Origin of the sequence: Sutcliffiella cohnii (assembly GCF_002250055.1) — a bacterium.
GTDB lineage: Bacteria > Bacillota > Bacilli > Bacillales > Bacillaceae_I > Sutcliffiella > Sutcliffiella cohnii.
Genome location: NZ_CP018866.1, coordinates 540,455 through 565,015, shown reverse-complemented (window position 1 = coordinate 565,015; position 24,561 = coordinate 540,455). Strand labels below are relative to the sequence as shown.

21 protein-coding genes are annotated in these 24,561 nt (G+C 35.3%); 8 read left to right on the top strand and 13 right to left on the bottom strand.

The window, feature by feature from the left end; all coding sequences use genetic code 11:
- Window positions 1-491: 491 nt before the first annotated feature.
- Entirely contained in the window at window positions 492-1,649 is a 1,158-nt protein-coding gene (locus BC6307_RS02600; RefSeq protein ID WP_066420314.1) for an ABC transporter permease, read from the bottom strand.
- Window positions 1,639-2,391 (bottom strand): ATP-binding cassette domain-containing protein, encoded by a 753-nt coding sequence (locus tag BC6307_RS02595; RefSeq protein ID WP_066420313.1) that lies wholly within the window; start codon window positions 2,389-2,391, stop codon window positions 1,639-1,641. The genes BC6307_RS02600 and BC6307_RS02595 overlap by 11 nt, the downstream gene beginning before the upstream one ends.
- 176 nt (window positions 2,392-2,567) lie before the next feature.
- On the opposite strand from BC6307_RS02595, the gene BC6307_RS02590 reads away from it, so the two are divergent.
- Window positions 2,568-3,266 (top strand): LytR/AlgR family response regulator transcription factor, encoded by a 699-nt coding sequence (locus BC6307_RS02590; protein WP_066420312.1) that lies wholly within the window; start codon window positions 2,568-2,570, stop codon window positions 3,264-3,266.
- A 14-nt stretch (window positions 3,267-3,280) separates the two neighbouring features.
- The gene (locus BC6307_RS02585; RefSeq protein WP_235858269.1) at window positions 3,281-4,261 is read left to right on the top strand and encodes a sensor histidine kinase; all 981 of its coding nucleotides are present in this window, start codon (window positions 3,281-3,283) and stop codon (window positions 4,259-4,261) included.
- A gap of 220 nt (window positions 4,262-4,481) precedes the next feature.
- On the opposite strand, the gene BC6307_RS02580 is transcribed toward BC6307_RS02585, so the two are convergent.
- Together BC6307_RS02580 and BC6307_RS02570 are read right to left on the bottom strand one after the other, a co-directional pair.
- On the bottom strand, window positions 4,482-5,705 hold the full coding sequence (locus tag BC6307_RS02580) for an IS110 family RNA-guided transposase (protein WP_066422047.1): 1,224 nt from the start codon (window positions 5,703-5,705) through the stop codon (window positions 4,482-4,484).
- Window positions 5,706-6,236: 531 nt separating this feature from the next.
- Window positions 6,237-6,842: a class I SAM-dependent methyltransferase gene (locus BC6307_RS02570; RefSeq protein WP_066421779.1), complete on the bottom strand. Its 606-nt coding sequence runs from the start codon at window positions 6,840-6,842 to the stop codon at window positions 6,237-6,239.
- A 164-nt stretch (window positions 6,843-7,006) separates the two neighbouring features.
- On the opposite strand from BC6307_RS02570, the gene BC6307_RS02565 reads away from it, so the two are divergent.
- Window positions 7,007-7,156 carry a BH0509 family protein gene (locus BC6307_RS02565; protein ID WP_066421776.1) on the top strand — a complete coding sequence of 50 codons (150 nt, stop codon included), beginning with the start codon at window positions 7,007-7,009 and terminating at the stop codon, window positions 7,154-7,156.
- A gap of 78 nt (window positions 7,157-7,234) precedes the next feature.
- On the opposite strand, the gene BC6307_RS02560 is transcribed toward BC6307_RS02565, so the two are convergent.
- Both BC6307_RS02560 and BC6307_RS02555 read right to left on the bottom strand, forming a co-directional pair.
- On the bottom strand, window positions 7,235-7,759 hold the full coding sequence (locus BC6307_RS02560) for a CBO0543 family protein (RefSeq protein ID WP_066421773.1): 525 nt from the start codon (window positions 7,757-7,759) through the stop codon (window positions 7,235-7,237).
- A gap of 121 nt (window positions 7,760-7,880) precedes the next feature.
- Complete coding sequence (locus BC6307_RS02555) at window positions 7,881-9,425, bottom strand: DHA2 family efflux MFS transporter permease subunit (RefSeq protein WP_066421770.1); 1,545 nt, start codon at window positions 9,423-9,425, stop codon at window positions 7,881-7,883.
- 183 nt (window positions 9,426-9,608) lie between these two features.
- On the opposite strand from BC6307_RS02555, the gene BC6307_RS02550 reads away from it, so the two are divergent.
- Window positions 9,609-10,472, top strand: a complete 864-nt coding sequence (locus tag BC6307_RS02550) for a TetR/AcrR family transcriptional regulator (protein ID WP_066421763.1) — start codon at window positions 9,609-9,611, stop codon at window positions 10,470-10,472.
- Window positions 10,473-10,520: 48 nt separating this feature from the next.
- Here the strand turns inward: BC6307_RS02550 and BC6307_RS02545 are convergent, their stop codons facing one another.
- From BC6307_RS02545 to BC6307_RS02520, 6 genes are all read right to left on the bottom strand, one after another.
- Complete coding sequence (locus BC6307_RS02545; protein ID WP_066421760.1) at window positions 10,521-11,918, bottom strand: MATE family efflux transporter; 1,398 nt, start codon at window positions 11,916-11,918, stop codon at window positions 10,521-10,523.
- On the bottom strand, window positions 11,918-12,364 hold the full coding sequence (locus BC6307_RS02540; RefSeq protein ID WP_066421758.1) for a MarR family winged helix-turn-helix transcriptional regulator: 447 nt from the start codon (window positions 12,362-12,364) through the stop codon (window positions 11,918-11,920). Before BC6307_RS02540 ends, BC6307_RS02545 begins: the two co-directional genes overlap by 1 nt.
- A gap of 403 nt (window positions 12,365-12,767) precedes the next feature.
- Window positions 12,768-14,156: a protoporphyrinogen oxidase gene (gene hemG / locus BC6307_RS02535; protein WP_066422037.1), complete on the bottom strand. Its 1,389-nt coding sequence runs from the start codon at window positions 14,154-14,156 to the stop codon at window positions 12,768-12,770.
- Between the two features lie 343 nt (window positions 14,157-14,499).
- On the bottom strand, window positions 14,500-15,666 hold the full coding sequence (locus BC6307_RS02530; RefSeq protein ID WP_066421887.1) for a TraB/GumN family protein: 1,167 nt from the start codon (window positions 15,664-15,666) through the stop codon (window positions 14,500-14,502).
- 192 nt (window positions 15,667-15,858) lie between these two features.
- Complete coding sequence (locus BC6307_RS02525; protein ID WP_066421884.1) at window positions 15,859-17,553, bottom strand: putative bifunctional diguanylate cyclase/phosphodiesterase; 1,695 nt, start codon at window positions 17,551-17,553, stop codon at window positions 15,859-15,861.
- Window positions 17,554-17,692: 139 nt separating this feature from the next.
- Window positions 17,693-18,436, bottom strand: coding sequence for a DUF3784 domain-containing protein (locus BC6307_RS02520; protein ID WP_066421882.1), 744 nt, complete (start codon window positions 18,434-18,436; stop codon window positions 17,693-17,695).
- Between the two features lie 138 nt (window positions 18,437-18,574).
- On the opposite strand from BC6307_RS02520, the gene BC6307_RS02515 reads away from it, so the two are divergent.
- Window positions 18,575-19,483: an aminoglycoside phosphotransferase family protein gene (locus tag BC6307_RS02515; RefSeq protein WP_066421879.1), complete on the top strand. Its 909-nt coding sequence runs from the start codon at window positions 18,575-18,577 to the stop codon at window positions 19,481-19,483.
- A 410-nt stretch (window positions 19,484-19,893) separates the two neighbouring features.
- Here BC6307_RS02515 and BC6307_RS02505 read toward each other — a convergent pair whose 3' ends face one another.
- Window positions 19,894-21,591, bottom strand: a complete 1,698-nt coding sequence (locus BC6307_RS02505) for a methyl-accepting chemotaxis protein (protein ID WP_235858190.1) — start codon at window positions 21,589-21,591, stop codon at window positions 19,894-19,896.
- Window positions 21,592-21,759: 168 nt separating this feature from the next.
- On the opposite strand from BC6307_RS02505, the gene BC6307_RS02500 reads away from it, so the two are divergent.
- The 3 genes from BC6307_RS02500 (at window position 21,760) to BC6307_RS02490 (ending at window position 24,513) form a co-directional block, all read left to right on the top strand.
- The gene (locus tag BC6307_RS02500; RefSeq protein ID WP_066418188.1) at window positions 21,760-22,371 is read left to right on the top strand and encodes a LysE family translocator; all 612 of its coding nucleotides are present in this window, start codon (window positions 21,760-21,762) and stop codon (window positions 22,369-22,371) included.
- A gap of 160 nt (window positions 22,372-22,531) precedes the next feature.
- On the top strand, window positions 22,532-24,082 hold the full coding sequence (locus BC6307_RS02495; protein ID WP_066418186.1) for an alkaline phosphatase family protein: 1,551 nt from the start codon (window positions 22,532-22,534) through the stop codon (window positions 24,080-24,082).
- A gap of 113 nt (window positions 24,083-24,195) precedes the next feature.
- On the top strand, window positions 24,196-24,513 hold the full coding sequence (locus BC6307_RS02490) for an antibiotic biosynthesis monooxygenase (protein WP_066418185.1): 318 nt from the start codon (window positions 24,196-24,198) through the stop codon (window positions 24,511-24,513).
- The last annotated feature ends 48 nt before the right edge of the window (window positions 24,514-24,561 follow it).

Sequence of the window (24,561 nt, the reverse complement as noted above, 5' to 3'; positions counted from 1 at the left end):
AAAAGAGGAGAGTATTACTTTTTTGTTTCAACATTGTGACTTGCAAGAAAAAGACGAATTCAACATATATTTACCTTTGATTTGACCCTCACCTGTTCCAGTTACTATCATTTCTATTCCATTTCTTATCAGTTGTGTTCCACTTCTCACCTATACTGTTCCATATAAGCAATTTTCAGCTCAAGTCAGACACTTTTTAAATATAAAAATAAAAAGAGGCTGTCTAATAAGTCTCAAAACAGTGGAGAAACCTTATCGTTTTTCCACTGTTTTGTTTGAATAGATTTCATTCAGATAGTTGGTTCAATATACGTATATACAGTGCTCTTCCTCTATTAATACGATTAAACCAACATCTGTGCAAACTACACATAATGAAAAATTTGTACTATCAACCAATGATATTTTTAGACTCCTTATAAGGATAACGAACAAAAAAAGTCCTAAAAGTCAGTTTCTACTGACTTTTAGGACAGCCCCCCTACATTCTATCAATTCATTACCCACTTATCTTTCAAAAACATAATTCTACCTACAACAAATAAAATAGCTAAACAAATGATATTACTTCCAATCGTAATGAATATATGCTCGTAATTTACAACTCCAACAATTAACTCCTTCAATAAACTAAACAAATTTAAAATCGGAATCGCAAAATGATGAAAAGCTAACTCATTTACACCTATCCCAGTAATAATCATTAACGGGAACACCGTTAACATCATAATTGGCGAACTATAACTTTGTGATTCTTTTACCGTTTTTGCCGCAATACTCGTAACCATTAAAATGGACGCTACTAACATTGCATACACGATGGCGATGACAATTGCAATTCCCATAATTAATAGGAGATTTTCGTGTCCAGATAAAGACTGTTTTAAATTTTCCGTAAAGAAATAAATTTCGATTGAAACTACTAATAACGTTATGATCCCTGTTAGAGCGCCGATTGTTGATATGGTTAGCCATTTAGCTAACAACAATGTTGACCTTTTTACCGGTGTCATTAATAATGCTTCCATCGTTTTTCGTTCTTTCTCACCAGCGAATAAATCAGAAGCAGCTGGACCTGCACCTACCCCAATTGCTAATGCTAAAATTAACGGAATTAACATCGCTAAAAGATTAGCACTCGTATTATCCTCTGCAAGCTCTTGATAATGTACACTAATTGGCTGTACTAATTGTGTGTCCAATCCTAACGTAGTAAGACGGGTTGATATCACATCTTTTTCAAGAACAGTAAGAGCAGACGACACAAGATTCATAAGAAAAGATGATTTTTGACTAAAGGAATCTCCTAATATAGTCACTCCCGCTTCATCTCCATTATTTATTTTTTCAATAAATCCTTCTTCAAAAAGGAGCGCCGCATGTGCTTCCCCTTCCTGTACCATCTCCTCTGGATTTTGAACTAGTATTATTTTTATATTTTCATATCCTTGTAATATCGCTTTCTCTTCTTCACTGATAGCTTCAGAAACTGCTAAATTATAAACATCGCCATCGCCATCAGACATTAAGCTTTCGTAAAAGAAAGTTAACCCTGTCATCATAACTAGTGGCAACAGAACGGTTAATAACAACGTTCGTCTATCTCTAAAACTATCTTTTATCTCTTTTAAATATATATTACGAAGCATTTGTATCGTTCCCCCTTACTAGCTTACTCATAAAGATATAGTTTAGATCATTTGTACCTTCTTTACGGTACAGTTCGTCTAAATCACCGTAATAGACGAGTTCACCTTTGTGAATCATTGCGACTGAATCGCAAAGTAGCGAAACTTCATCCATAATATGACTCGAGAAAATAATTGTTTTCCCTTCTCGTTTCAGCTGATGTACTAACTGACGAAACACATTGGATGATGTTATATCAAGACCGGTTGTCGGTTCATCAAATAAAATAATTTCCGGATTATGAATTAACGTTCGAGCAATCGCTACCTTTTGACGCATCCCTTTAGAAAAACCGCCAACTTTACGATTTAAATAATCTTTCATTCCAAACATTTTTGCTAAGGTCTCAATTCGCACCTTAGTTTCATGTTTACTTAACCCGTACAACATCGCGAAGTATTCTAAGTTCTCTTTAGCAGTAAGACGGTCATAAAGGCCAGTCTCTCCACCGAATAGTACTCCTATTTTTCGTTTAATTTCATTCGCTTCCTTCACAGTGTCAAAGTTAGCTACAGTAATATTCCCTTCTGTTGGTGCCAACAACGTTGCTACTGATCGTAACAGCGTAGTTTTACCTGCTCCATTTTCACCTAACAACCCTACCACTTGACCTTTAGAGATTGATAGAGAGACGTGATTTAATGCCGTTACGTATTTCTTTTTATCTTGAAATGTTTTCGTTATATTTTGTATTTCTATCATTCTTTCCTCCACCTCTTCCTTTGTATGCTGTAATCATACTAAGAAATGAGAAATTATTCCCCCTTCATGTCGTAAAAGTTCCATTTCATGTCGTGAAAAGGTCAAATATTTCCTTTATAATGAGATGTAGAGATAATAAATGGAAACGGCTTTGTCTGAAAGAAAGCGGGGATAACATGAAGGTTGGACTAGTAGATGATAGACAAATAGACTTAGATAAATTGCATGCTATCGTACAGACGATCCCTAATATCGAAATTATATTTGCTACAACATCTGCCGATAAAGCATATGAGCATATAAAAAAAGAAGACATTGATGTATTAATCGCTGACATTGAAATGCCTAATCTGTCTGGTTATGAACTAGCAGATATCATTCATACACACGCACTGAATATTACGGTCATTTTCGTAACGGGGACAAGTGGCTACGCGGTCCATGCTTTTGAATTAAATGTGCATGATTATATTATGAAACCATACCCGAAAGAAAGATTAATTAAATCCGTTGAACGCCTTTTAGAAAAGACGAAGTCAGCAGAAATTACTGGCAGACTTTACCTTAAACAAAAAAACGATATTCATATTTTACAAAAAAAGGACATCATTTTCATTGAACGGTCAGGTCGCTCCACAACGATATACACGAAAGCAGAAGCGATAACGACGTATTTAACACTCAATGAATTGGAAGGTGAACTAAGAGAACGTGACTTTATCCGCTCACACCGTTCCTTTATTATAAACATTCATTACGTTAAAAACTTTTCACTTTACGCAAAAAATTCCTACGTAGTCTCATTTGATGGAATAGAGCAAAAAGCAATGATAACGAAGGAGAAAGTCAACTTTTTACAAGAATATTATTTTTAAAGGATGGATTACGCTTGAAGACTCAATTTTTGTATTGGGGGTTTATGTCGTTTTTAGCAACGATACTTACATACGGACTACTATCATTAATTTTAAATGATCTTATTTTATACACTGTCACAGCTTTACTATTTGTCCTAACATATATTTGTCTTATCGTCATAAAACCAACAGTTCCAAACTGGAAATCAACGATAAATATAGTATTTAGTTTAGGTCAAATTTTCATTGTTTCATTTTGTCTATTAATACCAACTACTGTTTTTACTACTACACTCCTTATTGTTTTTATATTAATTGAAATTGGGAAAGTGCAGGCTGCCAGAGAAAGGAATTTAGTACGAAAAGAAGTTCAACAGTTTGAAGCTCAACAAACACGTCTAAATGAAACGTTTCGCATTCTGCGTAGTGAACGGCACGACTTTTTAAAGCATATTTCCGCTATTCATTATATGTTAGAAAAAGGAAGCAATTCAGAAGCTAAAACGTACTTAGATTCGTTAGTAGATAGTTATGAGGAAACTAACCTCTCCATTAAAGGAGAAACAGGAGTAGTCGCAGCTGTTTTACACCAAATGTATAAACGAGCTACAAGTATAGGTTGTTCTGTCTATTATGATTTAGATGTTCCTATATCCTCTTTACCGCTTACCGATAAGGATACAGTGGCACTCATTAGTAATTTACTCACAAATAGTGTAGAAGCATGTGAAGATTGGCTAAAGGAAAGAGAGGAGCAGCCACTCCTATCTTTACAATTTTATAAAAGAAGCGGACTTTACATATTAATATGCAAAAATAACTCATTGCCATTAACTTCAAATGTTTTAGATCGTCTTTATGATAAGTACGGTGAAACAACGAAAGGTGGCAACCATGAAGGACTCGGCACTAAAATAATTCATTCAACCGTCCAGCAATATAACGGATTACTTGATTTCACCTACAAAGATGAACAATTCTCCGTAAAAATTAAAATACCGGCTATTCATTAATACATAACTTTCAATAGTTAAAGAGGCTGAGTCAAGACTAATGTAATCACCTCAAAAGACGAAATATTGCAGGTTTAGCGGAGGAAATATACGTAGACTCCTACCATGAAAATATAACACTAAAATATGGAAAAATGGCAATACTAAATTAGACGCAGCTTATTCTTGTTTTTTGAGGAGAGCGTCATACTCAAAAATCTATCGACTTTTTGGGATCGCTTTATGAAACTTTTGGTTCAACTAGTGTCACGGTGTAGCCTAAATTTTCTAATCTTCGTAGTGAATGTCTAACAATGGACTGTTGTCTTTGCTTATCGAAGTAGTCTTCTCCTAGATCTACGTACATTTCCTTTCGTGTTAAGAGATAATAGGAGATTCGTAACATCGCATGGGCTACAACAACTGCTGCACGCTTTTTACCTTTACGTGAAGCAGTCCGACGGTAAAGTGCACCAAGGTAGTTTTTAGACCCTCGAACAGAATGAGCTGCTTCAATGAGTGCTGATTTAAGATATTTGTTTCCTTTCATCGTTTTGGATGACTTACGTTTTCCAGCACTTTGGTTATTTCCTGGAACTAAACCCGCCCATGAACATAGTTGGGGTGCAGTCGGGAATTGCTCTTTTATATTTGGACCAATTTCTGCAAGCATTTGTTCCGCCATTTTTCTTCCAATGCCAGGAATGGAATCTAAACGATCTATGTCTTCTTGATCGTCTTCCATCCTTTTTTCTATCTCTTTGTCTAGTTTATCGATTTGCTCAGTTAGGAAATCGATATGATCCATAATCGTTTTTATCATAAATCGTTGATGTTCTTGAATATACCCTTGAAGTGCGAGTTTCAATTCATCTTTTTTATTTTTCATTCTTCCTCTCGCAAAGTTTGTTAACTCTTCAAGGTCTTCATTCCCTTCCGCTATGGATCGAAGCATATCACGAGAAGAAACTCCCATAATGTCAGAAACAACAGAGCCAAGCTTGATATTAGCTCCTTCTAACACTTTTTGAATCCGATTATATTGTCTGGCACGTTCTTCAATTATGCTACGACGATAACGCACAAGTTCACGTAATTCTCGCTGATTTCGGTCAGGAATATAACTAGCTTTAAGTAAACCGTGACGAAGTAATTTGGCAATCCATTCGGCATCTTTCACATCGGTTTTACGCCCAGGAACAGCTTTAATATGTTGAGCATTCACAACTAGAAATTCAATACCTTCTGCTTCTAGTAAATTGACAATAGGTTTCCAGTAGACACTTGTACTTTCCATCGCCACATGGGTACAGTTGTGTTTCTTAACCCAGTCCACCAACTCTATAAGATATATAGTTTTAGTTGAAAAAGTTTCAATCTCCTTTCCTTTTGCTGTAATGGCACATGCAGTAATGCTATCCTTGTGGACATCCATACCACAAGCATTCTCAATGATTACTTCCATTGAAAACATCCTTTCTACGGCGAAGAAGTTTTGAGGCTGGTGCAACAACCAGAATAGGGTTAATCTACCATGAGTGCTTCCCATAAAGGGAGCAACAATCTGTGATGCACCGTGGTCGAAGGAGTCAGACTGCGGGGAGGGCTCACACACACCAAGGAGTCACGACCTTCCTCATCCAGCCGTAGCATTAGTATAGCCACGCAAAAACCATTTTCATTCTCTGTGGTGTATAGCTTGTAATACATGAAAGACTGCGGGAGGAAAGGCATAGGTGAGACCCCGCAGTGCGCAGCACGAGGAGGCTCACCAGCTACGAAAAGTGAAGGCGGCTCGACCTGGCCCGACAAGCATAAGACAGGCGCTGCAGTTGGGCGCTCTTTGCCCAACGGAAGTGACTGGCTTATGTCTCGAGGGCCAAGCCGCCGTAACTAGACACGCCCGCGGAAAGCGAAGTATATTTCCGGAGCGGGTTTTCCCCGAGTATTTTTGTTCGTTTTTTACTTTGATTAAAATAGTTATGTCCCAACCTCTTTAACAATCTAATCGATAAATTAAAAACTTTTCATACGGGTTATGTTCGTAACGAGGTAACAGTACTTCTTGAAATAAGTAAAAAGGAGTCTGTTCTTCTAAATAATACGTATATTCGTTTGCAGGATAATAAAGAATGATATCAAGTTTACGCGGTTCCACCTCATATGAAGCTAATATATTTCTTACTACTTTCATAAATATTTGAACGGTGAAAGGATTAAAGAAATAAAAAACATTGTCTTCTTTACTTATTGAATAGTTTTCAGCTAAACATTGAAAAAACTGAATTTGGTCGCCGATTTCTCTTCTTTTTAACCAATATTTCCGCCTATTTTGAAGGGCTTCTTTATAAAACGTTTCGTCCATTTCAATACCTGTTGCTCTGGTACCAAAAAAATGATGCACAAAAAAGTTCAACCGACCCTTTCCACAACCAAAATCAATAATACGGTCTTTGTTCGTTAACGAATATTGCTCGAAGAATAATACAAGCGCCTCATAGGGTGTAGGCTCATATCGATGATAATGGAAGGAAGAGTGAAATCCTTTTTGCACCTCTGATGTTTCAATATTTAATAATTGATCATAGTACTGTTCTTGCATATATATTTCTCCTAAAAACTTATTCTTTCCATCACCAATATAACATACGAAAAAAATTACGGAAAAATTTTTATAAAATGTGTACCATTTTCGAATATTCTGTTATATAATAAAATAAATTATAATATAACTGTATTAATACAACTTAAGGAGGAATATAAAAAATGAGTAGAGTTGAACGGAAAAACATGATCGAATTTCTTGAGTTAATGAAAGGAACAGACCCACTTACATTTGCTTACATGACAGACCATGATATTGAGCATTTATACAATAAAGTTTACGAACAAATGGTGTTTGATCATCATAATTAAAAAAGCTCACCATCTGGTGAGTTTTTTTATGAAGGCTAAAGTAGATTTTCGATTAAAAACAATACTTTTAGGAAGGTTTCATTTTAATATTTCAACTGATATATCAAAAACATTCCATAAAAATAAAATGAAAAGGATAGATAATGCCCAAGCTAATAATGGATTTTTGTGGTGAATCTTTAACATGACAAACATGACAATAAGAAATAGAAATGACCATTTCATATTCCAACCGTTATAATGATTGATTAAATTTAAGTAGTTTAAATTGACGTACTCGACAACCCAATATGTAACGATCCAAAATAAAATCCAGAAAAATTGGTTTTGTCTTTTTTGTGGAAAGCGTCCAAGATATATTAAAACAGTTGCTGGATAAACAATTACCATAATCATCAAATTGATAAATGTGTGGTTTTGTAATATAGTCTCGCCAAAAAATGTTTCTTCGTATGTCCACATAGAATAGTTATAGAAAAGGAAGTTTTTCAACAAATCTACACAAATAAGAAAAAGGATAGTTGGATAATAAAGTCTCCACCTTTTCCAATCTCCCCATATTACTCCAGCAATAAAAAATAAACCGTTAAATATAAAGTGCATTATTTTCTCCTAATTATCATATTCCAATAATTCCACTTTTATTTTCTTCAAATATTTGGAAGTTATACTGTGCTGCTCCTATTAACTAAAAAAAGCGATGTAGAATCCACATCGCTTTTCCTTATTTAACCTCTACTAACTTGGCTTGAACTTTTTTTGCTTCTTCTTTTTGGCCCTCAGGATTTGTATCTGGCTCTTCCATCGGTTTTGCACGTTTGATGAAGAAGGCTAAAACTAGCGCAACAACAGAAATGCAAGTTGCTACAAAAAACGCATCATTAATTCCCTCTAACGTTGCTAGCATGGAAACCTCTTGCTCTAATGCTGCTAATGCCGCTCCCGACGGTTGGCTTCCTAGATCACCTACAGCTTTTTCCATCATAACATTTCCGTGTGTTACACTTCTGTTTGCCATTACTGTAACGAGTAACGCCGTTCCAATGGCACCTGAAACTTGGTTCAATGTATTATTCATCGCTGTTCCGTGTGGGTAAAAGCTTCTAGGTAATTGATTTAAACCATTTGTAGAAACAGGCATCATTACCATCGAAATACCAAACATTCGGATTGCGTGAAGAACCATTAAAAACCCGTATGTCGTTTCCATCGTTAACTCACTTAAATAATACGTTGTAACAACAAGAATCGTAATACCACTGATTGCTAACACTTTTCCACCAAATTTATCGAATAGCTTTCCTGTAATTGGTGACATAAAGGCCATTGCTAAAGCACCCGGTAAAAGCATTAATCCTGCTTCAAATGGGTCAATTCCACGTATTGTTTGAACATAGATAGGTAATAATAGCATCCCAGAAAACATCGCCATGTTAAGGACCATCGTAATAACAGAAGAAAGAGCAAACATTGGGTATCGATACACACCGAAGTTTAACATTGGTTTCTTTTGGTAAGATTGGCGTAGTATAAACCATAGTAAAGCTATTGCACCGACAATAATGGTTAAGTATACTTGCGGGCTTCCCCATCCAGCATTACCAGCTGCACTGAATCCGTAAAGAATTCCTCCAAACCCAATACTTGATAAGACAAGCGAGAAAATATCTAATTTCAAATTTACTTTTTGTTTTTTATCTTTTAATAAGAAATACCCTATTAAGACAACGATTATGGCAATTGGAGTTAAGAAATGAAAGAGCATTCTCCAATCATAGTTTTGAACAATCCACCCTGACAAAGTCGGTCCAATTGCTGGAGCTGCCATCATAATTAGTCCAAACATCCCCATAGCAGAACCTCTACGTTCAACAGGGAAACTTACTAACATTACGTTCATTAAAAGAGGCATCATAATGGCAGAACCAGCTGCCTGCAACATTCTACCTGTTAATAAAATAGGAAAAATATGAGCTGCTCCTGCAACTATTGTCCCTATCGTAAATAAGCCCATTGCCACTAAAAATAAATGACGGACAGAATACTTTTGAATTAAAAAAGCTGTCATCGGAACTAATACTCCATTGACAAGCATAAATCCAGTAGCTAACCATTGGACGGTTGAAGGCTCTACATTCAAATCAACCATTATCGACGGTAAAGCAATATTTAGTAAAGTATTATTTAAAAAAGCAATAAAAGCCCCAATCATTAACACGGTGAGGATTCCATATGGAGGACGCGAAGTCTCTTTTATGGATTGGTCCATGTAATTTCCCCCTATACTTAAAGTTCATTATTTATACTTACGTTATATAAACTATATAATATACCATTAGTTCAATTATTTCAATTGGTAAATCTTCTGATTAAATTAGTGTTTGTACTGATGAAGAAAATCATGTACTATTATTTTTGTACTAATAGTTCAATTTAGATGAAAGGTGATTATATGAACGAACGAAAACTACATGTTATAAAAGTAGCTCATCAACTATTTATAAATAAAGGTTTCCATACTACGTCCATTCAAGACATATTAGACGCTAGCGGAATTTCAAAAGGTACCTTTTATAATTATTTTTCATCTAAGAATGAATTATTTAAAGAAGTTTTTACATCTCTTTACGTTGATTTAGAAAAAGAGCGGGAAGCCATTTTAAACGGGAAAGATCGTACATCTCTCGACCCTTTTATACAACAAATGGAATTTCAGTTAAGAAAAAACAGAGCTAATCGTGTTCTTCCTTTATTCGAAGAAGCTTTTTTCTCGAAGGATGAAGAGCTAAAACAATTTATAACTGGTGTTCAAATAAAAACAATCAATTGGGTGTTCAATCGGTTTATTGATATTTTCGGAGAACAAAAAAAAGCCTATTTATTAGATGGAGCCATTATGTTCATGGGTTTACTTCATCAAAATTTACGTTACGAAGCTTTAGCACATGGAAAGAATGATAACTTACAACTTGTAGTACAGTTTACAGTAGACAAAATCGTTCATATCATTGAAGAATCTTACCGGACAAAAAGTCAATTGTTCGAGCCAGAATTAATAAATAACTGGATTCCAAAAGACCAAAATAAACACGAAAACTTACGTCGTCGTTTACGCGAGGAAATTGAAACGCTAAAAGGAAAGCTCGGAGAAAACGAAATGAAATACGTGGAACTCGTTGAATTTATTGAGGATGAACTAATTGATGCAAAAAAACCTCGAAAATTCCTAATTGAAAGTACGTTGAACACATTAGAAAAGCACTTTCCATCAAGTGAATTACAAGAGCTAAAAAAAGTTATTATAGAATTTATGTAATATATACCGATAAAAAATGCTACAACCTTTTATGGTTGTAGCATTTTTTTATGATGGAAGTACAACGTTTTCGTTTTCTTCGTGCACACTTTCATTTTTACCCTTTACTAAAATAGTATCACGATCTCGATATAGCAATACGGACGCTAAAATAAACGATAATATATCAGCGATTGGGAACGCAAGCCAAACACCGATAAGTCCAAAAAATTGAGGTAATATTAATACTAATGGAATTAAAAATAGTATTTGTCTCGACAGTGATAATATTAAAGCTGGTTTTGGTCTTCCTAATGCTTGATAGAGGCCACCCGCAACTACTTGAACCCCTACTACAAAAAAAGTAATAAATAATATTCTCATCGCAAATGATCCTTCTTTTATGACTGTCGGATCAGACGTAAAAATACGTAAGAACGGGGAAGGTATAAACACTAACATTAACGAAATAACAGCAGCACATACTGTTACGATTTTCAATGTAATCCAAATCGTTTCTCGCATCCGTTCGAATTGCTTTGCCCCGTAGTTATATCCGACAATCGGCATCATACCTTGCATAATTCCGGTAATCGGAATAACAGTAAACATTAAAATACGTTGAATGATTCCAAAAATACCAACATACATTTCGCTCCCATGTTGGATAAGCATTGCATTAATCGCAATCATCATTAAGCTTCCCGCTGCTTGTTGAACGAATGCAGGCATACCTACTGCTAATACTTCTTTTACAATCCCAAACTTCAACTTTAAATTTTCCATCTGTAGAGATAAAGAGCTTTTCCCTGCTAAAAAGTATTGAAAAATCATCCCTGTAACTGCTATTTGGGAAATGACTGTTGCAATAGCTGCACCACGAACCCCCATGTTAAAACCAAAAATAAAAATTGGGTCTAGTATAATATTAATAATTGCCGGGACAATCATCGTGTACATGGCAAACTTGGCATTCCCTTCAGAGCGAACAATATTATTCGCAGCAAATCCGAATGAAAAGAAAAAGGTACCAAACATGATTGGGAACATGTACTCCATCGCGTACGGTAAAGTCGTAGGAGTTGCCCCAAATAGTAATAATAAAGGCTCTAATGCAAAAAATGCGATGAAAAGTCCGATAATACTTACAATAATAATTAAGGAGATAATATTACCGAATACTAAATTAGCTTCTCCGCCTCTTTGTTCTCCTAATCTACGAGAGATAACAGAAGCTCCTCCCATCCCTAATGCTGCGGATACTGCCATGACAATCATCATTAACGGGAAGGCGATTGTTGTTCCGGCAACTGCATCAATTCCAACTCCATAAGAAATGAAAATAGTATCTACGACGTTGTACAATGTCATCACGAACATACCAATCATTGCAGGAATAGAAAGGTTACGTAACAACGTTGTAATTTTTTGTTTTCCTAATAGCTCCGTTTGTTGTTTAGGATTCATTATTCTCCCCCCTCGTTCAATTTACATATGTTATCTTTTACTTTACTTAGCCAAAATTTAAATAGTGCTAATTCCTCTTTAGAGAATCCAGCCAATATTTTTTCTTCCATATCGGACATATCTTCCCAAATTTTTTGATCTAGTTCTTTCCCCTTATCTGTAACAGTAATAATTTTTGCTCGTTTATCCTGTTCACTATCTGCTTTTCCAATTAAGCTTTTGCTTAGTAGTGAATCGATAATCCCAGTCATCGTTGATGCTTTTACATATAATTGCTGTTGAAGTTCTACTTGAGTTTGTGGACCGTGCTGCACTAAAATATATAATACTCTCGCTTGAGCTACTGTTATGTCAAAATGAGCTAGCCGTTCGTTTGATAAGTTATGATACAAATGGGCAACCATTCCCACTTGATATCCAAACTTTTTTTCGATATTACGTTCCAAAATTAGTTACCTCCCTAACTAAAAAAACACTTTCATATAATAACATCATGTTATAAGTAATACAATCAATAAACTCATTTTATTTAGCTCCCTAATAATTCGTGTTACTAAAGTTGCTTTCATATAGGCGCATTTTGATAGGAATAGAAGAACAAAAGCGCAGGCGTTTCGTTCTGGCCCATACAAACTGGACTGTTCCGGTAGGAGATAAAGGAAACACGGCGACGGAGGAGCCGATGTTGACTTATCGTACGGACGGAACGGGAAGTTTAATAGGGCCTAAGCGACGGAGCTAGACGTAGTAACACAAAGTTAGTGGTTACCCACAACTTTCCACTCATATAGTTTCCTGGTAAACGATAAAAAAACACGCAACATATAGTTACGTGTTTTTTCGCTAGTTTCATTCAAACGTATCAATAATCTTTTTCGCTTGAACCATCCCGTTATCAATACAGTCAGGGATGCCTACACCATAATAGGAACACCCAGCTAAAAGTATCCCTGGATAAGTAGCTTCTAATTTTCCCTCTAGTGATGAAACTATTTGCGGATGTGTAATTTGGTACGTTGGCATGTTGTTTAGCCATTCCGTAATTTCGGTAGTAACTGGGTCTGCAGTAATACCTAAACTTTTCTTCACATCTTCGAGGGAAATTTGTAGTAATTGTTCTTTATTCATTCCTTTTATCGAATGAAAGGACGGATGACTACTTTTATAAAAAAGACGAACGAGTAAATTGCCTTGTTGAGAGGTGTGGGTCCATTTACGACTTGTCCACGTACAAGCATTGCAAGAAAGGGCATCTGTATCAACCGTAATAAAACCAGTACCGTCGGCAGGTAGTATAGAATCTGGTACATCATATCCAACATATACACTTATTAGCGAGCTATTTTCAAATGATTGGAACTCGTCTTGAATGGATTTATCTGCTAAAAGTGAAGCAGTTACACTATGAGGAACACTTAACATTACATAGTTAGCCTCTACTTTTTCTCCATTTTGAAAAGAAACCGTATAATACCCATCATTTTTATCGATACTTGTCACTCGCTCGTTTTTCCAAATTTCTACTTCGTCTAATTTCTGTTCGTACGTATCTATTAAAGTACCCATTCCACCTTCAAAAGAGATGAATTTCCTCCCGCTGCCACTTTGGAATTTTTTCTTATTCGCTTCTAAACCTTTAATGATACTTCCATATTCCTCTTTATAATCAAATAAATAAGGTAGTGTAGAGGAAATCGTTAAATCTTTCAAATCACCTGAATACACTCCAGATAGTACTGGTGCAATTTGCTTTTCAACGAGTTCTTCTCCTAAGAAATACGTTAAAAAATCTCCGATCGAATCATCTTTTGTAAATGTATCATTTTTTATATATAAATCTTTTAACGCAGCAACTTTTCCTTCTGCAGAGATTAAATCTGTTGTAGCTAATGATTCAACCGATAAAGGGATTCCGAAAATTGTATCAGCTGGAATTGCTTTTAATGAACCTTCGTTGTATAAGAAGGAACGGCCAGTTGCATTGTATACGACACTATCTTCTAGCCCTAACTCTTTTATAAACGACATACTGTTTGCTTTTCTAGCAACAATGGAATCTGCTCCAGCTTCCATAATGAAATCGTTATTTTCAACCGTCCGGATTTTACCACCAAGCTGATTCGAAGCTTCTGCCAAAATTAAACGTACATCTGCGTTCGTTTCTTTTTTCCATTTTTGCAACTCCCACATTGCCGATAAACCAGTTATTCCTCCACCAACAACTAAAACTGTTTTCATGACATTAGGCACCACCAATACGTTTCTTTTGATAACAAAATAATACCATATTTATTCTTTTATTAATGTGACTCATGTTACAAAAAAGTGAAAGAGGTTGGGACATAACTATTTTTATCAAAGTAAAAGACGAACAAAAAGTAGAGTGGAAATAAGCCGCTCCGGAAATATACTTCGCTTTCCGCGGGCGGCTGGTGAGCCTCCTCGTGCTAAAGCACTGCGGGGTCTCACCTATGCCTTTCCTCCCGCTGGAGTCTACGTATATTTCCTCCGCTAATTCTACAATCGTTCGTCTTTTATCAAGATTATATTAGTTTTGTCTCAGCCTTTTCACTATTAGTTATTATAAGTTTTCTAAAAATAAGCGGACAACATCCGCTCCACCGATTAGTGTACCGAGTGAGCTTCCTAAGTTTGCCAATACAACAATTAACAATATGCGAGTTACTTTATTATTCCAAAAGCCTTTCACACTATAAACGTCTTCTGATAATCTTTCAAAATCGCGAACACTAGGCCTACGAAGTAACGCTTGTACTAATCCAGCGAACCAGCCTGCTGCAAGTAATGGGTTCAGTGATGTTATAGGTGCCGCAAAAAAGGCGGTTAAAATAGCTAATGGGTGACCGAAGGCGATTGCTGTTCCGATTGCCGAAAAGGAACCATTCCATAAAATCCAGCTAATCGTCTGTTGCATCCCTGCTGTAGGGTTTGAAATAAATGTATACGCAATAACAGCTAAAATAAGAATTGGAATCATCCAGCCGATTATTTTTGGCGCTTTCGATTTTGGTGGTAATTTTGTTAATTCTTTTAAATCGTGCTTTTTAAAGATTTCTTTCCGTATACCTGGCACGTGAGCCGCACCTAAAACAGCTACAACTTTATTTCCAGGTGCTCTTTTAATTTTTTCAGCTAAATATTGATCTCGTTCATCAATAAGTGGCGTCTTTAATTTAGGAAAAGATTCCGTGAACTCTTCCAACATTGCATCTAACATATCTTGCGATTTTAATTTTTCTAGATCTTCTTCCGATACTTTTTCATTGCTAAAAATACTATAAATAATTTGCATTAATAATTTTGCTTTACCGAATAAGCCGATATTACCCCAAATTCGAGCAAACGTAATTTGAATATTGCGGTCCGCTAACACTAATTGTGCACCAATTTCTTTAGCTGACTCAATTCCTTGAATCATTTCTTGACCAGGCTTAATATCCATTTCTTTCGCCATCCGCTTTTGAAAGGACGAAATGGCTAAATTCATTAAAAGAAGGGATGCTTTTTTCTCCTTAATGACTTTAAAGATATCCATATCCTTCCACTGATTGCCTGCCATAATCGATTGATATCTCGGCTCATCCAGCTCCACACAAACAGTATCAGGCTGTTCTCGTTCTATTACCTCTTTTACTTCTTCTGCACTTTTTTTCGAAACATGAGCAGTACCAATTAAGATTATTTGTTTACCTTCATAGTTTAACGTTGTAATGTTTCCTTCCGTCATATGTACCTTCCTTTAATACGTCATCGCATCTCATATAGTTTACATTCTATCACAATATTACCAAAAAGATTTCGTTCTATATAGTGTTCGACATAATGAATAAATGTCCTTCCTTTGAACAGGAAAGACATCCAAATTTATAAAGACTTAATATTATTATTTACGTTGATACTCCCCACTGTTAGTAGCCCATTACGGTTTTCTTAATAGTTGTTCCATTTTGCTACTAACTAACGGTTTACTGAATAAATAACCTTGTCCATTGTGACAGCCATCTTCTAACAAAATATTCTTTTGACCTACTGTTTCAATTCCTTCTGCTATCACCCCAATGTTTAGTTCTGTAGCAAAAGAAACAATTGCCTTTACAATCGAACGACTATGTTTTTGCTGATCAATATCCCGTACAAAGGACGCATCAATTTTTAAAATATCTATCGGTAAATCTTTTAAGTTACTAAAATTGCTATATCCTGTGCCAAAGTCATCTATAGAAAGGAAAACACCCATTTCTCTAAGTTGCTTTAGTGTGTTGATCACATTGTCAATATCAACAAATATACTTTCCGTTATTTCTAGTTCAATCCATTGAGGATCCAATTTATATTCTTTTAACAACTGTTCTATATTATTTATAAAGTTCGGTTCACAAAGTTGCGGGACTGAAACATTAATAGATAACCTAACAGGAGCCAACCCTTTTTGTTGCCATTGTTTCGTTTGTTTTATCCCTTCTTCTAAAATCCACTGTCCTAAAGGAATGATTAGTCCAGTTTTTTCAGAAATTGGAATAAATTTATTAGGCGATACTACACCTAAATCAGGGTGATTCCAACGCACTAACGCTTCTATACCTACTAGCTTTCCTGTTCTCAAGTCTACTTTCGGTTGGTATACGAGGAAAAAGTGGTCTTTTTGTATTGATTTTTTTAACTCTTTTTCTAAATGTATACGCTCAAGTGATGCTTTTTCCATATCGTCTACGAAATATCGGAATCCGTTTCTTCCAACATCTTTCACTGATTGCTGTGCAATATCTGCTCTCTTTAATAATATTTCTGATGTTAGCCCATTATTTGGGTATGCAGCAATTCCAATGCTACTACTTACTTGATAGTATTGCTCGCCTACTTGAATTGGCTCATAAACTAGAGCTTTAATTTTTTCTGCAATTTTGTCTACTTCGGTTTTGTCATGAACGCTGGATAACAGAATAGCAAATTCGTCTCCTTCAAAGCGAGCAACAATATCCGTATCACTTACACATTGCTTTAGTCTATTAGCTGTTTCTAATAATATTAAGTCACCAAACTCTCTGCCTCTTTCATCATTAATCCGCTTGAATCTATCAATATCCAAAAACATAACATATAGCTTGCCTTTTACACGCTTTGCCTGGTGTATCTCCTTTTGGAAATAATCCATAAAAAATTTACGATTTGGAAGATCTGTTAGCGAATCATGATACGCTAAATGGTATATAACATTATCTGCCTTTTTCTTTTCCGTTATATCATTACGAATGGAGACGTATTGATACGGTTGCCCTTGATCGCTTAAAAAAGGAACGATTGTCGTATCAACCCAATAGAAAGTGCCGTCTTTCGCCTTGTTTTTTACTTCTCCACGCCAAACGTTTCCAGACGTAATCGTTTTCCATAAATGTTTGAAAAATTGTTTATCGTGGTGGCCGGAGTTTAAAATCCGGTGGTCTTGACCTATTAGCTCTTCTCTCTTGTATTTGGAAACACGACAAAAATGGTCATTAGCATATATTATTTTTCCATAGCTATCTGTAATAGCTACGATTGATGATTGGTCTAAAGCATACTTTATATCAAACAATTCTTTTTCCAATAAATATTCGTTAAAATTAGCCCCGTTCATCCTCACGTTTATCACCTAGAGTTTTTACTTTAATTATATATTGCAATAACATTTTACGTATGTATCAAAGTGAACAGATTATGACATTTTACCCATGCGTACATTGGAAATAGAAAATACCTATTCGACTGAATAGGTATTAGTAGCTGTTTATAACATTAGATAATTCATTATATAGCGTTAGTGTCTCTTGAGGATCTTTTCGATTAATGATTATATAACTTTCCCCATTCTTTATATAAAGAAATGGAGCATAATTTTTATACACGAAAAGCTTTCCTCTTCCGTATGGTTCTTCTAAACGAAAGTTACCCTTTAAACGACCTGCTGCTGCAAATCCATTCGTTCTCATTTCCACCTCTGGTAAAGCATCTAGTAGTGCAATTTCTTCAATTTCAGCTAGCTTCCAATTTTCCCCGTAGTTTCCTGAAATAATGAGTTCATTATCCGTTATTTCGACTTTGTTATCTTGAAACCCGATTAATAATGTCAGTCCAATAAAAAGGAATGTTATGACAGAAAATATTACTGTCCATAAAGTCGTTTTTTTCCTTTTAGAAGGTAGGTCATATTTTTGAATATAGATGATTCCGCCTAGCAATACGATTAAAAAGACGGCTAAGCCTATTTCAAAACCGTACGGGACTTGAAATATTCCTAAAATAACAGATACGAAAAGAATATAAAATGTATAGAGAAGTAGCTTACCTATAGCTTGCGGATAGCCGTTTTTTATTAACTGCTCTTGTTCTTCTAGCGGTCTGTTGTTAAATCCGTTAATAAGCGAGTAGTTTTTTAATTTCACTACTAAGTAGGTGAGTCCCCCATGTATGATTAAAGTAAAACCCATTGTAATAATAAAAATGATTGTACTTTTTGACATACCTACGCACCTCCATTCGTTATATGATATGCTAAAAAAAGGAAGTCTAATCGAAAAAGAATTAGGTGTATTTACTTTATTTACGAGTGGTAGACGAAAAAGTTTCAATATCATTCTGGTAATAGGAGGTTGAAAAAATTGCTTGAACTACAGAGTGAGTTTACGAATAAAATTATGGCAGTTTACGGGCAGAAAGGAAAGGATTTTCTAACTAACTTAGAAACGATCATTTCTTCCTATGAAAAGCGTTGGCATTTGAACATTCATAGACCTTATGAATTATCGTATAACTATGTAGCACCTGCTACTCGTAAAGATGGAACAGAACTCGTTATTAAGATAGGTGTGCCTACTCCTTCTTTTACAATGGAATATGAAACGTTACGTATGTTAGCTAGTCCTTCTGTTGTAAAATTAGTAGATGAGGATATTGCTAACGGGGTGTTATTGTTAGAAAAAATACAGCCAGGAAATACGTTAGCTACTGTAGATGATGACGTAGAAGCGACAGAAATAGCTTCGACGGTCATGGCAAAATTGTGGAGGCCTCTTCCCTCTCACTACCAATTAAACCTTCCAACAATGACAGACAGAGAAAAAAGCCTTGAATCTATAGTGCAGTCGAATTGGAATGGCTGTGGTCCTATTTCTAAAGTAATTTTATATGAAGCTCTAACACTTTTTAAACAATTACATAAAACAATTGATCAACAATACATACTTCATGGTGATTTACATCATTACAACATACTTCAATCTGACAATAATGAGTGGAAAATCATTGACCCTAAAGGATTAGTTGGGGATCGGGAATACGATGTTATTCAATTTTTATTAAACAAATTACCTTATGAAAATAAAATTTCAATACTAGATAGGCGAATAAATATATTAGTAGAACAGTTAGGTTTGAATAAGGAGCGCATTTTAGGTTGGGGATTTGCCCATAGCGTATTAAGCACGTGTTGGTCCGTAGAAGAAGGCAGTTTAGATGAAAATTTCTTTCATAGTATCGGAGTTTTTCAACAACTAATAGAAAGAGGCTGAGACAAAACTAAAATAATCATGATAAAAAACGATTATCGCAGAATTAGCGGAGGAAATATACGTAGACTCCTCGAAAAATGCCTCCGCATTTTTCTTCGTGCGATGTTTCGCTGCCGAAGCTTTCCTTGTCCTGCGGGAGGAAAGGCATAGGTGAGAAGATAGCAGTGCTTTAGCACGAGGAGGCTCACCAGTACGAAAAGTGAAGGCGGCTCGCTCTGGCCCGACAAGCATAAGACAGACGCTGCAGTTGGGCGCTCTTTGCCCAACGGAAGTGACTGGCTTATGTCTCGAGGGCCAAGCCGCCGTAACTAGACAAGCCCGCGGAAAGCGAAATATATTTCCGGAGCGGGTTATTTCCACTCTACTGTTTTTTGTTCTTACTTTGATAAAAATAGTTATGTCCCAACCTCTTACTGTTCTACCGTAAATCTTTTCGTTTTACTAGATAACGTTCCGGACAATGTATGTAACGCTTTTCCTATTTCATTTGTTCTTTCCATTTGCTCAATTTGATTTTCACTAATCGAGAACATTTCTTCTGTACTAGCCGATGTTTCTTGAGATACCGATAGAAGATTAACTGTCGCCTGCTCTAGTTCTGGAAATACTTCTTCCACATTCTTTAATTCTTTTTCTATCAGATTCAAGAAATTATTTAATCCATGTATTTCGGTCATTAAAACATCAAAAGAAGCTTTAGAATTTGATGCCATTTCAATATTTGTGTTCAGTTTTATTAAGATTTCATCAAATTGTTCAGTAGCAACAACAGTAATGTTCTCCATATTCGTTATCGTATCTGTAATTTCTGTAGCAGCAAGAGAAGATTGATCTGCTAGCTTTCTAATTTCCGTTGCAACAACTGCAAAGCCCCTTCCAGCATCTCCTGCTCTAGCAGCTTCAATAGATGCATTTAACGCTAACAACTTTGTTTGCTCTGTAATGTTATGAATAATCTCTACTAGCTTTGAAATCGACTTCGAGTTACTATTCACTTCTTTTATCGTATCTGTTAAAAGCGCAAAATCATTTTTAAATCGATGAATGGTAGACATTAATGTATCAATATTTCTTTCTCCATCATTCGCTGAGCCATTCATCGTCTTTGAACTTTGGAACACATTTTCCATGTTATTAATCATCAAAGTAATTCGCTCATTCATTTCCTTAAAGTTATTAACACTATATTCTGAATGACTAGCCGTTTGCTCTGCTCCAATTCTAACAGTGTTAATCGCTTCAATTAACTGTTGACTTGAATTTAACGTATTTTCTGAAGAATGATTTAATAGTTGACCGGTTGACTCCAATTCTTTTGTTGTATGGTTAATTTCTTGTAAAATTGTTTTCATTTGATCAATCATACTGTTGTAGCTTTTGCTCAGCGAAACAATCTCAGGTACCGTCGTTTGGGCATTTACAATCTTTTGTAGATTCCCTTCTCTAACGCCTCTCATCGTATTTCGCAAACTTGTTAATGGTCTTGTAACAGTACGAACAAACAAACTAATGATAATAATAAAAATAATTGTTCCTATTATAGAAGCAATAACATTAAACGTTGCCATACTACTAACAGAACCTAAATACGTATTCGTCGGTATAAGCATCACGTATATCCCATTAATTTCTTTCAAGTCATGATATACGATTGTATAATTAGTACCCGCAATTCTTTCATGCCTTGTTCCTGTTCTAGACTCAGAAATATGTTTAATTAGTTCTTCCGAGAATTTAGGATCAACACTTTCACTTACTTTAAAAGGAAAAACTTGTTCATCTACTATGTAAAAATAATTGGATTCAATACCTTCCTCTTTTAACTTATTCTGTTGATATCGAACGTTTATTTCTAATTGCTGCTGAAAATAGCTTTCCTCACTTATGTATAAAAACTTTAAATTTTCGGAGATATATGCCATTACTTCTGCTTCTCGTACTAGCCTGTTTTCAATCGTTTCAAGTGCGAAGTTTTTCGTATTGAAATACGAACTAATCCCAACAACTCCTATGGATAGAATGAAAATAGATATGACAATTGTTAATAGCCTTGCTCCTAGTGTAAAGTCTTCTAGTACATTTTTTATCTTTATAAAAACACCCTTCAAAATATAACCCCTCCAGTACTCGCTACTTGAATACGAAAATTATACCGATAAAGTGTTAATTCTATGTTAATTTTCTGTATATTTTTCTAAAAAGAGCCTTTATATTTATTGAGAATATTTAGAAAAGTACTATAATATATACAATTGCTATTGATGGAGGGATAGTTGATGAACGATTTTTTTACATTTTTCCTATTATCTTTGTTTGTCGTAATGAGCCCAGGTATAGATACAGCATTAATTACGAAAAGAACAATATCCGATGGAAAACATGATGGATTCAAAATTGCGCTAGGTATTACAACTGGCTGTTTTATTCATACAATAGCTGCCGCTTTCGGTCTTTCTGCTATTTTGCTACAATCAGCACTTGCGTTTGAAATTATTAAATATGTAGGAGCCTTTTATTTAATCTATTTAGGGGTAACTTCTTTCATCACGAAGAAAAAGAACAGTAGTACGAAGAAAACAGAGGAGAGAGGTAAGAATGCCTTTACTCAAGGGCTGTTAACTAATGTATTAAATCCAAAGGTTGCGGTTTTCTTTCTTACTTTTTTACCGCAGTTTGTATCAGTCGAAGGTAATGCAACGAAACAATTAATTTTAATGGGAGTAACTTACACACTACTTTCCATAACGTGGTTTTTTGTATATGTTTTCTTTATTCACTTTATTCGAGAATGGCTCTTATCTCCAAAAGTTCAACGTGTTATGGATAGAGCAACAGGAATCGTTTTAATCGGATTCGGTTTAAAATTAGCGTTAGAGAGGCAACGCTAAATAATTTTATAAGTTATACGAAGAAGATGCATCATTATGTGCAACTTCTTTTTATTTTAGGTGAACTATCTTGAACTAAATTACTTCCGACAATAAATAATTTTCATCCATCTTATAGATACTAATGTAAATTATTATTAATAAAGGAGCAGAGAAACCGATGAGAAAATGTTACATACTACTCCTTTGCCTTAGTTTGTTAGGATGTCAACAAGCTGAATCTACTCAACATGCGAACAACTCTTCTAAAAATGTCATTATGATCATGGTTGATTCAATGACCGGAGAATTGGTACATGCAAGCTTAAAAGAGGAAGCAGATAAATTCCCAGCACTACAATTCTTAGTCGAAAATGGCAATGTGTACAATGACTTAGTTGCCCCTTTCCCATCCATGTCTGTGTCCATTGAAAGTACATTAATTACAGGTGAAATGCCAAATAAACATTCTGTACCTGGTTTAACATGGTATGATGTCAAAAATGATCGGCTTATTGACTATGGAACATCAATTGAAACTTATAGAAAGCTCGGTTTTAAACAGTCATTAGAGGATTCCTTATACAATTTAAATAACGTCCATTTAAGTAAAGAAACTACTACTATTTTTGAAGAACTACATGACAGAGGCATTAAATCAGGAGCGATTAACTTGTTACTGTATCGCGGAAAAACGGAGCATGAAATCGAGCCTCCTGCTATCATACAATGGACTACGGGACTTAGTGAAAAAATTAAAACAAACGGACCTGATATTTTATCTTTCGGGACCTTTTATCGCCCTAAAGAATTACAAACGGAATTATTGCCTGATGCCCTATTATTAAAAGCTGGGTTATCTGATTACTATGCAACAGAAGCAATAACAAAACTTATTAAAAATAAAGAACAACCTCCCTTTTTATTAGCATTTTTTCCAGATATGGATAAGCGAACTCACCGAAATGGTCCACCTTATGTTCACGGATTAAAAACGGTTGATGATCATTTGCAGCGTATACTAGATGCTTACGGAAGCTGGGAGGAAGCATTAGAGCAAAATGTGTTTATCCTTTTTGGTGATCACGGCCAAGCCTCTTTAGTGGAAAATGAAGAACGAGCAAAGTTAAATTTACATGAACTATATAATCAATATAATATTGCCCCTTTTGGTGAAAAGCCGTCAAGTGGTGATATCGTCATTGCGAATAATCACCGTTCTGCTTACATTTATCCAATAAATAAACAAATTCAAAAAGAAGAACTTGTTGATGTTGGATTACAAGATCCACGAATGGCGATTGTTGCTTCTGAGGAAAATGGCTGGATTGAAGCTTGGAGTCCAGATTATCATCAACCTTTAAAGTTCAAAAAAGGCGGAGAGTGGAAAGATTCATATGGCCAGCAGTGGACTATTGAAGGAGAAGTAGATGTATTGAAATTAGAAATGTCTGATGAAGATAAATTAATAAACTATACCGAATATCCGGATGCATTAAATCAACTATATAGCGCTCTGCATAGCTTACCTAACTCTATTATCGTTACGGCGAAACCAGGCTTTGTTGTTTTTTCGGAAACAACACCTGTCCATAACGGTGGTGGAGAGCATGGTGGATTACATCGTGATGAAACGCTAGCTGTTTTAATCGTTTCTGGAACAGATAAAGAGTTTGAAAACCCACGAATTGTTGACTTAAAAGATTATATTTTAAACTTGTTTGATGAATAGCGCTTAAGAGAGGATGAATATCCTCTCTTTTCGTTTTCTAAAGCAAAATAATAGACAATGATAATCATTATCAATATAATAGATGTAAATACATATTGATGGGAGAGGCTTTTATGTTTATTCAATTAAGAAAAACGGTTGTCACAGAGGGAAATGCTGACAAAGTAATTGAACGTTTTAGCAAACCAGGAATTATCGAACAACAAGAAGGTTTTATTGATTCAACTGTAATGGTAAAAAAAGTTCGCCGTGGCGATGAAGAAGTGATTGTCCAAATACGTTGGGAATCCGAAGAACATTGGAAGCAATGGGAAAAAAGCGATGCACATATTGCTGGTCACAAAGCTAAATTAGGTCAACCAAAACCAGATTATATTGTTCACTCTGAGGGTGGAGTTTACAATGTTGTATCTGTTAAAAAGCCTCTCTAAATTAACATAGAAAGCAGGTCCCTTTTAATATGGCCCTGCTTTTTGCTT

Bases quoted from the DNA above. Each gene is read 5' to 3' on its own strand.
- BC6307_RS02600 (WP_066420314.1), bottom strand. From the start codon at position 1,649: ATGCTTCGTAATATATATTTAAAAGAGATAAAAGATAGTTTTAGAGAT.
- BC6307_RS02595 (WP_066420313.1), bottom strand. From the start codon at position 2,391: ATGATAGAAATACAAAATATAACGAAAACATTTCAAGATAAAAAGAAA.
- BC6307_RS02590 (WP_066420312.1), top strand. From the start codon at position 2,568: ATGAAGGTTGGACTAGTAGATGATAGACAAATAGACTTAGATAAATTG.
- BC6307_RS02580 (WP_066422047.1), bottom strand. From the start codon at position 5,705: ATGGAAGTAATCATTGAGAATGCTTGTGGTATGGATGTCCACAAGGAT.
- BC6307_RS02570 (WP_066421779.1), bottom strand. From the start codon at position 6,842: ATGCAAGAACAGTACTATGATCAATTATTAAATATTGAAACATCAGAG.
- BC6307_RS02565 (WP_066421776.1), top strand. From the start codon at position 7,007: ATGAGTAGAGTTGAACGGAAAAACATGATCGAATTTCTTGAGTTAATG.
- BC6307_RS02560 (WP_066421773.1), bottom strand. From the start codon at position 7,759: ATGCACTTTATATTTAACGGTTTATTTTTTATTGCTGGAGTAATATGG.
- BC6307_RS02555 (WP_066421770.1), bottom strand. From the start codon at position 9,425: ATGGACCAATCCATAAAAGAGACTTCGCGTCCTCCATATGGAATCCTC.
- BC6307_RS02550 (WP_066421763.1), top strand. From the start codon at position 9,609: ATGAACGAACGAAAACTACATGTTATAAAAGTAGCTCATCAACTATTT.
- BC6307_RS02545 (WP_066421760.1), bottom strand. From the start codon at position 11,918: ATGAATCCTAAACAACAAACGGAGCTATTAGGAAAACAAAAAATTACA.
- hemG (WP_066422037.1), bottom strand. From the start codon at position 14,156: ATGAAAACAGTTTTAGTTGTTGGTGGAGGAATAACTGGTTTATCGGCA.
- BC6307_RS02530 (WP_066421887.1), bottom strand. From the start codon at position 15,666: ATGACGGAAGGAAACATTACAACGTTAAACTATGAAGGTAAACAAATA.
- BC6307_RS02525 (WP_066421884.1), bottom strand. From the start codon at position 17,553: ATGAACGGGGCTAATTTTAACGAATATTTATTGGAAAAAGAATTGTTT.
- BC6307_RS02520 (WP_066421882.1), bottom strand. From the start codon at position 18,436: ATGTCAAAAAGTACAATCATTTTTATTATTACAATGGGTTTTACTTTA.
- BC6307_RS02500 (WP_066418188.1), top strand. From the start codon at position 21,760: ATGAACGATTTTTTTACATTTTTCCTATTATCTTTGTTTGTCGTAATG.
- BC6307_RS02495 (WP_066418186.1), top strand. From the start codon at position 22,532: ATGAGAAAATGTTACATACTACTCCTTTGCCTTAGTTTGTTAGGATGT.
- BC6307_RS02490 (WP_066418185.1), top strand. From the start codon at position 24,196: ATGTTTATTCAATTAAGAAAAACGGTTGTCACAGAGGGAAATGCTGAC.